14 protein-coding genes are annotated in these 12686 nt (G+C 60.8%); 9 read left to right on the top strand and 5 right to left on the bottom strand.

Annotated features, from left to right (window positions below; translation table 11 throughout):
- Positions 1-137: 137 nt before the first annotated feature.
- Complete coding sequence (locus tag JWP26_RS21735) at positions 138-497, top strand: LuxR C-terminal-related transcriptional regulator (RefSeq protein ID WP_299732969.1); 360 nt, start codon at positions 138-140, stop codon at positions 495-497.
- A 115-nt stretch (positions 498-612) separates the two neighbouring features.
- Here JWP26_RS21735 and JWP26_RS21730 read toward each other — a convergent pair whose 3' ends face one another.
- Complete coding sequence (locus JWP26_RS21730) at positions 613-1224, bottom strand: dihydrofolate reductase family protein (protein ID WP_299732966.1); 612 nt, start codon at positions 1222-1224, stop codon at positions 613-615.
- Between the two features lie 173 nt (positions 1225-1397).
- Between JWP26_RS21730 and JWP26_RS21725 the strand changes: the two genes are divergently transcribed.
- Complete coding sequence (locus JWP26_RS21725; protein ID WP_299732963.1) at positions 1398-1844, top strand: hypothetical protein; 447 nt, start codon at positions 1398-1400, stop codon at positions 1842-1844.
- A 12-nt stretch (positions 1845-1856) separates the two neighbouring features.
- On the opposite strand, the gene JWP26_RS21720 is transcribed toward JWP26_RS21725, so the two are convergent.
- Positions 1857-2366, bottom strand: a complete 510-nt coding sequence (locus JWP26_RS21720) for an SRPBCC domain-containing protein (protein WP_299732961.1) — start codon at positions 2364-2366, stop codon at positions 1857-1859.
- A complete protein-coding gene (locus JWP26_RS21715; RefSeq protein WP_299732959.1) occupies positions 2363-2728 on the bottom strand; it encodes a helix-turn-helix transcriptional regulator in 366 nt (121 codons plus the stop codon). Before JWP26_RS21715 ends, JWP26_RS21720 begins: the two co-directional genes overlap by 4 nt.
- A 549-nt stretch (positions 2729-3277) precedes the next feature.
- On the opposite strand from JWP26_RS21715, the gene JWP26_RS21710 reads away from it, so the two are divergent.
- Complete coding sequence (locus JWP26_RS21710) at positions 3278-4198, top strand: PAS and helix-turn-helix domain-containing protein (RefSeq protein WP_299732956.1); 921 nt, start codon at positions 3278-3280, stop codon at positions 4196-4198.
- Between the two features lie 275 nt (positions 4199-4473).
- Positions 4474-5157, top strand: a complete 684-nt coding sequence (locus tag JWP26_RS21705; RefSeq protein WP_299732953.1) for a LuxR C-terminal-related transcriptional regulator — start codon at positions 4474-4476, stop codon at positions 5155-5157.
- 63 nt (positions 5158-5220) lie between these two features.
- Here JWP26_RS21705 and JWP26_RS21700 read toward each other — a convergent pair whose 3' ends face one another.
- Positions 5221-6045: an AraC family transcriptional regulator gene (locus tag JWP26_RS21700; RefSeq protein WP_299732950.1), complete on the bottom strand. Its 825-nt coding sequence runs from the start codon at positions 6043-6045 to the stop codon at positions 5221-5223.
- 50 nt (positions 6046-6095) lie between these two features.
- On the opposite strand from JWP26_RS21700, the gene JWP26_RS21695 reads away from it, so the two are divergent.
- The gene (locus tag JWP26_RS21695) at positions 6096-6527 is read left to right on the top strand and encodes a VOC family protein (protein WP_299732947.1); all 432 of its coding nucleotides are present in this window, start codon (positions 6096-6098) and stop codon (positions 6525-6527) included.
- A gap of 56 nt (positions 6528-6583) precedes the next feature.
- On the opposite strand, the gene JWP26_RS21690 is transcribed toward JWP26_RS21695, so the two are convergent.
- Positions 6584-8083, bottom strand: a complete 1500-nt coding sequence (locus tag JWP26_RS21690; protein ID WP_299732944.1) for an FAD-dependent monooxygenase — start codon at positions 8081-8083, stop codon at positions 6584-6586.
- 257 nt (positions 8084-8340) lie between these two features.
- On the opposite strand from JWP26_RS21690, the gene JWP26_RS21685 reads away from it, so the two are divergent.
- From JWP26_RS21685 to JWP26_RS21670, 4 genes are all read left to right on the top strand, one after another.
- Positions 8341-8724 (top strand): VOC family protein, encoded by a 384-nt coding sequence (locus JWP26_RS21685; protein WP_299732941.1) that lies wholly within the window; start codon positions 8341-8343, stop codon positions 8722-8724.
- An 83-nt stretch (positions 8725-8807) separates the two neighbouring features.
- Positions 8808-8999: a hypothetical protein gene (locus JWP26_RS21680; RefSeq protein ID WP_299732938.1), complete on the top strand. Its 192-nt coding sequence runs from the start codon at positions 8808-8810 to the stop codon at positions 8997-8999.
- A 190-nt stretch (positions 9000-9189) separates the two neighbouring features.
- A complete protein-coding gene (carB, locus tag JWP26_RS21675) occupies positions 9190-12501 on the top strand; it encodes a carbamoyl-phosphate synthase large subunit (protein ID WP_299732935.1) in 3312 nt (1103 codons plus the stop codon).
- The gene (locus JWP26_RS21670; protein WP_299732932.1) at positions 12498-12638 is read left to right on the top strand and encodes a hypothetical protein; all 141 of its coding nucleotides are present in this window, start codon (positions 12498-12500) and stop codon (positions 12636-12638) included. Before carB ends, JWP26_RS21670 begins: the two co-directional genes overlap by 4 nt.
- Positions 12639-12686: the final 48 nt, after the last annotated feature.

Here is a 12686-nt window from a genome sequence, read left to right as displayed (position 1 = left end):
ACGATGGCCTTTTTCACCATGACAGTTTTGCCAGCGTCATTCCTCACAATTTTCAGGCGACTCAATATGTTGTATTGTCTCTATTGTGAGTAGGGGCAGCATTTGGGGCGGGCCCGCTATCGGAAATGCGGCACTGAATGACCATGTTCGACACTGCGCCTGATCCAGAACTGGCGCGCATCCAGGCGCGCAATCCCTACAAGCTATCGCCGCGCGAACTCGAAGTCGCCAGCCTCATCGGCCAGGGGCTGACCAGCCGCGAGGCCGGCCAAAAGCTGGCGATCAGCTACAAGACGGTCGAAACCCACCGCGCCCATATCATGACTAAAGTCGGGGCTCGCAACAGCGCTCACCTCGCCTACATTATCGGCACGCTGGCCCGCACACAGCTCGCCCGGCCCGACATCGTCTATATCGAAGATTTCCGCGACGCCTTCGGGCGCACCGCACAGAACGCTGCCAACGACACGACACACGCCGTCGTCTTCGCCAAATAGGCATTGCGCTTCGGATTCGGAACGTCCTGCGTCCACCAGGCTGTTCTGACAGGGGAGAGACGTTGCAAGCCGGTTCGCCGGTCTGCATTCCCAAGCGGCTCTCCCCTCATTACTCTCAGGTCCTCAGCACCTTATAGCGAATATGGGTCGCCAGCGGCCCGTCGCTCACGTGCAGCTTTTCCAACCTGATGCCCTCCGGCAGCTCATCGAACAGCCGCACGCCCCCACCCAGCAGATAGGGCGCGACATGCACGTTGATTTCGTCGCATAGCCCGACCGCCAGTGCCTGCTTTCCGGGCGAGGCCCCGCCCAGCTTGATGTCCTTGCCATTGGCCGCGCCGCGCGCCTGCTCGATGGCGCTGGCAATGCCATCCGTCACAAAGGTCAGGTTCGAAGGCCCCTTGGGGAAATTCTGGGGCGGATTATGGGTCAGCACGAACACCGGCACCCCATTGACCGGATGCCGCCCGCCCCAGCCATCGGTGATGTCGTAAGTCCGGCGCCCGAAGATGAAGGCGCCGGAGTCCGCGAACATTGCGTCCACCTCATCGCGGTTGGCGCCCGGTGCTGGCCTGAACAGCGGCGTCTGCACCTGCTCCGTGCCGCTGGTGTACCAGTCGAAAATCGCCATGCCGCCATGCTGGCCCAGCGGATAGGCCTTGCCGTCGTTCGGCCCGGCAACGTAGCCCTCCAGCGACATGGTCATATCGATAACGACGTTGCTCATCGGAAATCTCCTTGCGGGACACTCCATAATGACGCTGAGCCGATGATCGATCCGACACTGCGGTCGAATATCGTCGACCACCGAGCGCCCATGCCCCAACAATGCCTGCAATTTCATTTGCTTATCGGCGGCCAGTGCGGCAGCTTCGCGCATCGCCAGCCTTGGAGACGACGATGTTGCGCCTTGCTTCACTGACGCTTGCCCTGTTTGCCGTTCTGGCCGCCGCGCCCGCCGCCTTCGCCCAGTCCGAGGAGGACGTTACCGCCAGCATCGAGTCGATCCACGGCGATTCCGAGGGCTTTTTCGAGCTGTTCGGTCTCATGCAGGACGCCATGATGTTCGGCGATCCGACGACCATCGCCGCCAATGTCGCCTATCCCATCACCATCAAGGCCAATGGCGAAGTCTATGACGTGCTGGCCGAGCAGGACATGATCGACAATTTCGACACGCTGGTCTCCACCGAGGCGCAGGAAGCCATTCGCACCCAGGACGTAGCCGACCTGATCGTCACCAGCGAAGGCGTCGGCTTCGGCGATGGGAAAGTGTGGGTCTCCAACATCTGCGACGATGACAGTTGCTCGCAGACCCATTGGGGCATCATCGCGATCAACAACTGATCGCGGCAAAGCCTAGCTGGCACGCGCTTTCGCGCTCTCGCCCAGTTGGTCGGTGAGCCGGTCGATCGTATAACCCCAACCCTCGCGCATGCCCGTCTGCAGCCATTCGCGCACCCGCCCTTCGCTCAGGTGATCGGGAAATTGCACCTGCAAATCCATCTCGGTGCCGCCTCCGGCCGGTTTGAACCGCAGCGTCACCAGCGGGCCTTCGTCGAGATTATCGAGATCGATCGGCGGCCAGCCGTCCTCGGCGCCCCAGCTGAACACCAGTTTTTCGCCGGGCACGATTTCGCGATAGACCCCGCCGGTGAAATACTGCTTGTCGGCATTTTCCACCATCTGCTGCCGCCACACGCCCCCAACCCGTAAATCCACCACGGTCGGGGCGGTCACCGGCAGACCCGGATTGAAAAACCAGTCGAGATAAGCCGGCTCGGTCCAGGCCTGGAACACCATGCTGGGCGGGGCGTCGAACTGGCGCTTGAGCGTAAACCCCCGGTCGAATTTGTAGGTCGCGGTCATTCTTCCTCTCCTGTTTCCGGTTTGTGGTTCGTGGCGGCCTTTGCCGCCATCATGGTCTTGAGCTGCGCATCGAGCCGGTCGAGCCGCTCGCCAAAAAAGGCGCGGTACTGCCCCATCCAGTCATCTGCCGCCTCCAGCGGCGCGACCTCCAGCCGGCACGGCCGGAACTGTGCCGACCGCTCCTTGACCACAAGCCCCGCCGCCTCCAGCACCTTGAGGTGCCGCGACACCGAGGGCAGCGTCATGCTGAATGGCTCCGCCAGTTCATTGACCGTCGCCGCGCCATGCGTCAGCCGCGCCAGGATCGCCCGCCGCGTCGGATCGGCCAGTGCCGAAAAAGTCGCGCTCAACCCGTCCGTCATATTTGCACAACCTGATAATTACGTAGATTGCTAAATACAACCAATGAGGTCCTGCGTCAACCGCCTGCTGACGGGCTAACCCTGCTTGCTGGTCCCACTTCGAGAACGGGGCGCCGAATCACTTCCCAATCCGGAAATCACAACAAGTCGAAGCTTTTGCCGAAAACCAAACAACATTATAGGCAGCACTCGGAGGCGCAATATCAACGTAAAACCATTTTAGCTTCGCTGAAATAACGAGAAATCATGCTCCGCGGTTTGCCAGTTGCGGAACTCCGCGTCATTCTTGGGCGTTGAACTTTAGTTGCATGCGCGGTAACGTGCGTACGGGAGTGCACGGTAGCCACGATTGTTGTCATCAACAGCTCGAAAGCCAATCCGGTGTTCACTAAGTCTATTGGTAGATCATACGAATTTTTGTCGGGCGGCGGTGAAATGGGACGTCTTATCAGGGCATTTCCCTGGTCGACGTCTGCTGTTGGTGAGCCCAATTCTTGGCACCAGAGCCTTCGAGTCGCGAATCGACTGATCCTGAGCACGAGCATCCCTATGGTTATCTGGTGGGGGAAAGAGCTCGTACAACTCTACAATGATGGCTATAGCGCCACGATGGGCCAGGACCGTCACCCACCCATGCTCGGCACCGCTGCCTCTACACGTACCGACACGGTGTGGCAGCAAATCAGCCCCGCCATCAATGCCGTGATGGCTGGCGATGCCCCTGTATCGCTGTCAGATACAATGCTGTTCCCTACCGACGGCGCGCCGCTACTTTTAGAGCTCGATTTCTGTCCCATCGATCGAGCCGGCACCGTAGGCGGTGTCCTGGGTATTGGCAAAAATTTCGTGGACGACCATGAGAATGACGAGCAACTGGCCAAGACATCGTCAAATTTGGTCAGTCTTTTTGAATCCTGCCCTGGTTTTATCGTTATATTTGGTGGTCCAGATCACGTATTCGAATTCGTCAACAACGAATACAAAACGTTGATGGGCGATCGCAACTATATCGGAAAATCTATCCGAGATGTAGTGCCGGATATCGCGGGGCAAGGCTTCTACGAGTTGCTTGATCGCGTTTACAGCACTGGCGAGACCTATGTCGGCAAGCATATGCCGCTGCACTATGATCGTGAAGGCACGGGCAAGACCTCCGAAGCAGTGGTGGATTTCGTCTACAAGCCCCTGATAACCGCGGGGGGCCATATCTATGGGGTCTTTGTTGAAGGCACCTACACCAAAACCGACCGGGACCCAGCGCCCGAGGCACCGCATTTACTGACGCAAAGAGAACGCGAAGTTCTGGGTTGGATCGCCATGGGCAAAACGGCCGGCGAAACAGCCACCATCATGCACCTCTCCAAGCGAACGTGCGAAACCCACATTTATTCGGCCGCGCGCAAGCTGGACGCAGCGAACAGTACCCAAACGGTCGTGGAGGCAATCCGCCGCGGCGAAATACGGCTTTAATCAGCGAATCAAATACATCGATACGCGCTTTACGAAAGACCGCATTTCGCAAATATGATTCGAATGCAACCGACACTGATTTGGTACATATATTTTAGTGGCGCTATACATTGCGAAATGTACGTAGGCAGATACCCAGATCCACCCGACTGTTATTACGTGTAAGCGCCGATATTTTCAGTATTCCTCACAGTAGTGACCACAGAGAATCCGGTTCAGATTCTATAAGTCATTGGGGAACATCCTGATGATCGAACAACGGGCAGGACCTCAAAATGTACAACATGGGACACACCGATCTCGCCGCCAATTCCGGCAGCGATGACACCAAGGAATTGTACTATCGGTCGTCCTACAATCGGGACCGGCTGGTCCATATTGTGGACGCCGATACCGAAACGGTGGAAATGCTATCGGTGCTATTCCGCCTGGATGGCTATCAGACGACCTTTTCCACCGAGGCCTCGCAATTTCTCTCAAGTATATCGCGCCGTCGCGCTGACGTTGCGATCATAAACTTCAAAGTCGGCGAGGAGGACGGGCTGGGCCTGTTGCGCCGCGTCCGCTCGGCGTTCACCGGCACTCCAGTGTTCATGATTGCCGATACTCCCGATGTCGATACCGCGGTCACCGCAATGAAGCTGGGCGCCAATGACGTCCTCTGCAAACCCTTCGACAACGACACCTTCCTGTCCTACGTCCGCGATGCCTTGCGCAGCGATATCCACCTGGGTGTGATGAGCGGCGGCGGCAGGGCCGTGGAGATTCGCGGCTTCGGCCAGCTTACCCCGCGAGAACGCGAAGTCCTGCAGTTGATCACCAACGGTCAATCCAACAAGCAGGCCGGCCGCGAGTTGGGGATTTCCTCCCGAACCATCGAAGTGCATCGCGCCAACATCATGCAGAAGCTCGGCGCGAAAAACACCGCCGATCTGCTCAGAATCGTACTGACGCGATAGATCGCGGCTGCGTGACGAATTGTTGTCCGAACCTGCCCGTTCGGCCTCAATCCCTGCCTCCGCCTAAAAGCCAATGGTCCAGCGTTTGTACTGCGTCGGCGTCCGGCCCATCACTGCCTTGAAATCGCTATTGAAATGCGCCTGGCTGCTATAGCCAAGATCGTAGGCGATACCGATCCAGTCCGGCTTGTCGCTGTCTTGGATCAATGCCGCCGCCGCCAGCAGCCGGTTGCGCTGCAGCAGCCATTTGAGCCCGATGCCCAGATAATCGCGGAACAATTGCTGCACCCAGCGCTCGCTTTTGCCAAACGCTTCCGCCACCGCGGCCACGGTTGTTAGCGCCTCATCAGTCTCGATCGCGGCAATGATCTGGTTCACCAGCTCGATATCGGCGTCGGCCTGCGGCTGCTTGCTCCGCACCAGCTCCACCAGCTCATCCATCGCCGCTTGGTCATGCAGTCCCGAAACCCGCGCCACATAGCCTGCGTCCGCCTCGGCGAACACTTGCTGGAGATCCACGATCTTCTCCTGCAAATCCGACAGCGCCCCACCGCCCCAAAACGCATGGAACGCCCCCGGGCGGAACCGCGCGCCCACGATGCGCCCCTGCCCCTTTGCCAGATAGGTCCGCCGCCCGCGAAACGTTCCCTGAATGCCGGCCTCATCGGCGGACACGAACACATCGACATAGGGCCGATGCATCACCTCTTCGGAGCCATAAGGATCGAGCGGCGCGTCCCAGCGCACGATCCAGAAATGCTCGATGAACGGCGCCAAATCCCCGGGCGGCAACCGCGTGATGAACTCAACGTGGCGCTCGAACCCGGCCGGATCGAGCCGCCCGCGCGGCTCGTAATCGTCTGCGGGTTTTTGAAATACTTCGACCATGCCAACGCCCATTGTGGGTTCATCAACAAGCTTAGACAAGGAACGCGAAAATGACGAACACCAACTTCCTGCGCGGCATGGCCACGGTGAACTTCTGGGCCGACGACGTCGCCGCCGCCCGCGACTGGTATGCAAAACTCTTCGGCGTCGAGGCCTATTTCCAGATGCCCAACGCCGAACACCCCGCCTATGTCGAGTTCCGCATCGGCGACTACGAGCATGAATTCGGCATCATCGATCGCAACTACGCGCCCTCCGCCATGCAGCCCGGCCCCGGCGGCGCCATCGTGCTCTGGCAGGTCGACGACATCCACGCCGCCCTCGAACGCCTTCTGGCCGCCGGCGCCACCGAATACGATCCCGTCACCCCACGCGGCACCACCGGCTTCATCACCGCCTCCGTCATCGACCCCTTCGGCAACGTCCTGGGCATCATGAGCAATCCCCACTACGTGCAGATTCTGGCCAAGCTGACCGCATAGCCCTGCGAAAATAGGGACGGCCGCCTGACGTGCGCCTGTTCCTTGGATTTCGCCGATTACGCCGCCTTGGACGCGCCAAACCAGGTGCTCAGCGCCTCGCTCAGCCCGAATTGGGTTCCATCTCCCACCCAGGCCACATAGCCATCGGGCCGGACCAACACCGCACTGGGCGGCGGGACCGTCCCCAGCGCGGGAAGCTCCCAGGGCTCGCTATATTCGGCGTCCACCACTCGCACCCGATCCGCCCACGCGGTGATCCCGATGCCGCCCGGTAGACCAAAATTGAGCAGCAGCGGCCTCGCATCATGCATCAGCGCGAAAACCCGCATCGGACCGCTGGCGGTAACCAGATCGACATCGGGCATACGGCGCCCCAGCAAGGGATGCCCTTCGCCGAGCTCGTAGTGAATACCGAGACCCGACATTATCCCCTCGAACCGCTTTCGCGACTCGTCCGTGCCGAGCAGTTCAACCATCGTCTCCCGCAGCGCCTTGGTGCGATCATCCTCGCGACGCAGCGCGACAGCAGCCAGCGTATGGCGCAACACGCGGGCAGCGATAGGATAGCGCTCGGCCTGATAGGTATCGAGCAGGCTGTCCGGCGACGTCCCCTTGACCACCTGCGCCAGCTTCCATCCCAGGTTTACCGCATCCTGCACCCCGGTCTGCAGGCCCTGACCACCATCGGGCGGATGCACATGCGCGGCATCGCCCGCGATCAGCACCCGTCCCTTCCGATACTCCGCCGCCTGCCGTGTCGCATCGGTAAACCGCGACACCGAGGTCACGCTCTGCAGTCCGTAATCGGTCCCATAAACGGCGATGAGCCCAGCGCGCAGGTCCTCGATTGTGGGCTCCGCGGTTCCGATCTGCCGCTCGGTCAGCAGCACGCGCACCGGTCCCGTATCAGCATAGATAATCTCGCCATCACGGATCTTGTAATCGACACGGCCCATGGAATGGATGCCCATGGCGTCGCGGCGAATGCCCCATTCCGGCGGAGTTTCCGCCAGCTCAACTTCGGCAATCAGATTGCTGGTCGTCGCCTCCGATCCCGGAAACCCGATGCCCGCCGCCTTGCGCACCAGACTACGCCCGCCGTCGCACCCCACGAGATAGCCCACCCGCAGCGAGCGTCCATCGCTGAGCGCAACATCGACGCCGGTTTCGTCCTGCACAAACCCCGTCACCTCGACGCCACGATAGATCGGCACCTTGAGCTCATCCACCCAGCCCGCCAAAATCCGCTCCGTATGGTTTTGCCACAGCCCCAGGCTATAGGGGTGGCGCGTCGGAAAATCGCTGATGTCGAACTTCATTCCGGCGAACCCAAGCGCCTGCGACTTCTGCCCCTCCGCCAGAAACCGGTCGACAATGCCCCGCTGATCGAAAATCTCCAGCGTGCGCGCATGCAGGCCACCGGCCCGCGAGCCGGAAATCTCCTGGTTCGGACGCCGTTCGACAGTGGCGACATCGACCCCCGCCAATGCCAACTCGCCCGCCAGCATCAGCCCCGTTGGACCGCCTCCCGCAATGATCACCGCATGTTCTGCCATCTGTAACTCCTAAGCCGAAATTACCCGTCTGCGCCCCAGTGAGGCACCGACAGCTTCAAAAATCCGCAAGATTTCGCTAACAGATTGAAATTTATAGAGAAAAACTTGACGTCACAATTCTTGAAGACAACTATTCTCGCACTACATAGAGTATGGGGAAGGCAGTCGCCGTTTTGACGCGCCAACCGCGCACCCATACCGGTGCTGCATCGCGATCCGTGACGCGTTACACTGCGTCATCATCACGCGAGTCCCCCATGCCGAACTTCCGCCTCGACCACGTCTCCATGCTCGTCCGCGACATCGCCGTCAGCACGCAGTTTTATGTCGACGTGTTCGGCTGGCCGATCGTGCGCACCAGCGGCAATCCGGTGACCGGGCAATGGCTGGGCATTGGCGGCAGCGATACGCTGCATCTTAACCAGGGCGACATGGCTACCACCACGGTGACCAAGGAAAATCACCTGGCCGTTCGCATCGACGGGTTCGACGATTTCCTCGCCAAGCTCACCAGCATGGGCATCACCTATTACGACTGGGTCAACACGCCCAACACCATCGGCCACCACCCGGCGGGCTTCCGGCAGGTCTATATCCAGGACCCCAATCACTACTGGATCGAGATCAACGACCACGCCTAGAACTGACGCAGCGGCGGGTAAGCTTCCCGTAGCGTTGGTGCCGTTTCGAAATCGGGTGGCCCGAGGGCCGCGCTGAAATTACGGTGAGCGCGTTCGATAGTGTTCAAGCGCTCTATTTGGCGATGCAACGCGTTGCGTTCGAACTTTATGTCAGTCCCCATCACGCAACCGGCAATCTGCGCTGGGACAAGCCGGGCGATGGCTATGGCTTTCCCATGGCAAAGTCAGGCTACGGGGACTTGATCGGTTTCGACCGCGAGACACAAGTCCCCTAACCTTGGAAAGGGAAGCCCTCCCCCTTCCCTTCCCCGCCTTGTTCGGTTAGACAGCCCTCTTAACCACCACGCCCAAGCCTGACCCAAGCGCCGCAGCGCCCTGTTGCCGCGCGCGTCTGGCCGGGCGGTTAAATTGGCGCGCGATTCTCCCCTCGCAACGCCACCACCACGAGCCGAGCGAGCCCGAGCCATGCCAAAGCGTACCGACATCAAATCGATCCTCATCATTGGCGCCGGCCCGATCATTATCGGTCAGGCCTGCGAGTTCGATTATTCGGGCACTCAGGCCTGCAAGGCGCTCAAGGAAGAGGGCTACCGGATCATCCTGGTGAACTCCAATCCGGCCACCATCATGACCGATCCGGACCTGGCCGATGCCACCTATATGGAGCCGATCACCCCCGAAGTGGTCGCCAAGATCATCGAGAAGGAACGCCCCGACGCCCTGCTCCCCACCATGGGCGGCCAGACGGCGCTGAACTGCGCGCTCAGCCTGCGCAAGATGGGCATTCTGGAAAAGTACAATGTCGAAATGATCGGCGCCGATGCCGAAGCTATCGACAAGGCCGAAGACCGCGAACTGTTCCGCGACGCCATGAAGAAGATCGGGCTGGAAACGCCCCGCTCCATGCTGGCGCACAACACCATCGAGGCGCTGCAGGCGCTCGAAGTCATCGGCCTGCCCTGCATCATCCGCCCCTCGTTCACGCTCGGCGGCACCGGCGGCGGCATTGCCTACAATCGCGAGGAATATCTCGCCATCGTCGAGAGCGGCGTCGATGCCTCGCCCACCAACGAAGTGCTGGTCGAGGAAAGCGTGCTCGGCTGGAAAGAATACGAAATGGAAGTTGTCCGCGACACCAAGGACAACTGCATCATCATCTGCTCGATCGAGAATATCGACCCGATGGGCGTCCATACCGGCGACAGCATCACCGTCGCTCCGGCCCTGACGCTGACCGACAAGGAATACCAGATCATGCGCGACGCATCCATTGCGGTGCTGCGCGAGATCGGCGTCGAAACCGGCGGCTCCAACGTGCAGTTCGGCATCAATCCCGCCGATGGCCGCATGGTCGTTATCGAAATGAACCCGCGCGTGTCGCGCTCCTCGGCTCTGGCGTCAAAAGCCACCGGCTTCCCCATCGCCAAGGTCGCCGCCCGCCTCGCCGTCGGCTACACGCTGGACGAGTTGGACAACGACATCACCGGCGGCATGACCCCGGCATCGTTCGAGCCCTCCATCGACTATGTCGTGGTGAAAATCCCCCGCTTCGCCTTCGAAAAGTTCCCCGGTGCCGACAATCGCCTGACCACCTCAATGAAGTCCGTCGGCGAGGCAATGGCTATCGGCCGCACCTATCAGGAAGCCCTGCAAAAGGCGCTCCGCTCGCTCGAAACCGGCCTGACCGGGCTCAACGAAATCGGCATTCCGGGCCTCGGCGAAGGCGATGACGAAAACGCCATCCGCGCCGCCATCGGCACCCCGACGCCGGACCGCCTGCTGCACGTTGCCGAAGCCATGCGCCTTGGCATGAGCCTCGAGGACATCCACGAAGCCTGCAAGATCGACCCCTGGTTCCTCGAGCAGATGAAGGGCATCGTCGATACCGAGGCCAAGATCCGCGCACTGGGCCTGCCCGACAACGCCGCCGCCTTGCGCGGCCTCAAGTCCATGGGATTCTCGGATCGTCGCCTCGCCGAACTGGCAAACCTCACCGCCGCCGATGTGCGCAAGCTGCGCTGGTCGCTCAAGGTGCGCCCGGTCTATAAGCGTATCGACACCTCCGCCGCCGAATTCGCCTCGCCGACCGCCTACATGTACTCGACCTACGAGCAGCCCTTTGCCGGCACCGTGGCCGATGAAGCCCGCCCGTCGGACCGCAAGAAAGTGGTCATCCTCGGCGGCGGCCCAAACCGTATCGGCCAGGGCATCGAGTTCGATTATTGCTGCTGCCATGCCGCTTTCGCGCTCAGCGAGGCCGGCTATGAAACCATCATGATCAACTGCAATCCCGAGACCGTTTCGACCGATTACGACACCTCCGATCGCCTCTATTTCGAGCCGCTGACCGAGGAAGACGTCATCGAAATCCTCGAAACCGAAAAGCAGAACGGCACCCTGCATGGCGTCATCGTCCAGTTCGGCGGCCAGACGCCGCTGAACCTGGCCGAAGCCGTGCAAAAAGCCGGCGTGCCGATCCTGGGCACCCAGCCCGACTCCATCGATCTGGCCGAAGACCGCGACCTGTTCTCCAAGCTCATCAACCGCCTCGAACTGCGCCAGCCCAAGAACGGCATCGCCTATAGCCTTGAGCAGGCCCGCCTCGTTGCCGAACGCCTCGGCTATCCGCTGGTGATCCGCCCGTCCTACGTGCTCGGCGGCCGCGCCATGGCCATCGCCCACTCGCCGGCCGATTTCGAGCGCTACGTCCAGAATACCCTGACCGGCCTCGTGCCGCCCGATATCCTGATGCGCTACCCCAACGACAAGACCGGCCAGATCAATTCGGTCCTGTCCGATAACCCGCTGCTGTTCGACGGCTACCTCTCCGACGCCATCGAAATCGACGTCGATTGCCTCTGCGACGGCAAGGACGTGTTCGTCTGTGGCATCATGGAGCATATCGAGGAAGCCGGCATCCATTCGGGCGATAGCGCCTGCTCGTTGCCGCCGCAGAGCCTCTCCCCCGAAATCATCGCCGAACTCAAGCGCCAGACTACCGAACTCGCCTTCGCCCTCAAGGTCGGCGGCCTGATGAACGTGCAATACGCGCTCAAGGACGGCATTATCTACCTGCTCGAAGTCAATCCGCGCGCCAGCCGCACGGTGCCCTTCGTCGCCAAGGTCATCGGCGAGCCCATCGCCAAGATCGCCAGCCGCATCATGGCCGGCGAAACCCTGGCCAGCTTCGGCCTCGTGGAAAAAACCTTCAAGCACATCGCCGTCAAGGAAGCCGTGTTCCCGTTCAACCGCTTCCCCGGCGTCGATACGGTGCTGGGCCCGGAAATGAAGTCGACCGGCGAAGTCATCGGGCTGGATTTCGATTTCGCCATGGCCTTCGCCAAGTCGCAGATGGGCGCCGGCTCCAAGGTGCCCTCATCGGGCGTCGCCTTCGTGTCGGTGCGCGACGCCGACAAGGAACACATCGTGGATTCGATGCGCCACCTCGTCGCCGCAGGCTTCACCATCATCGCCACCAGCGGCACCCAGAAATACCTGGTCGAAAACGGCGTTCCCGCCACCAAGATCAACAAGGTGCTCGAAGGCCGTCCGCACATCGTCGACTCGATGAAAAACGGTGGCGTGCAGCTGGTGATCAACACCACCGACGGCGCCAAGTCGATCAGCGACAGCCGCGACATCCGCCGCACCGCCCTGATGGGCCGCATCCCCTATTACACCACCATCCCCGGCGCCATCGCCGCGGTCGCCGGCATCATCGCGTTCCAGCAGGGCAATTTGACGGTTCGTCCATTGCAGGATTACTTTGCCGCATGAGCGAAATCCATCCAGTCTTGGCAATCTTCGGTCTGGTCAGCGGCGCAGCCGCCGGCCTGACCGGCCTTGCCGCCGGACCGGTGATAACGTCGATCTTCCTCCTGGCCTATCTCGGCTTCAAGCTCTCGGGCGGCTGACCCGCTTCACCGCGCCCCTCCGGGATACGGTACGCCCACGCTTCCCTT

Origin of the sequence: Devosia sp., assembly GCF_028290435.1 — a bacterium.
Lineage (GTDB): Bacteria > Pseudomonadota > Alphaproteobacteria > Rhizobiales > Devosiaceae > Devosia.
The sequence above is the reverse complement of the archived record's forward strand: the minus strand, read 5'-3'. Positions and strand labels throughout refer to the sequence as shown.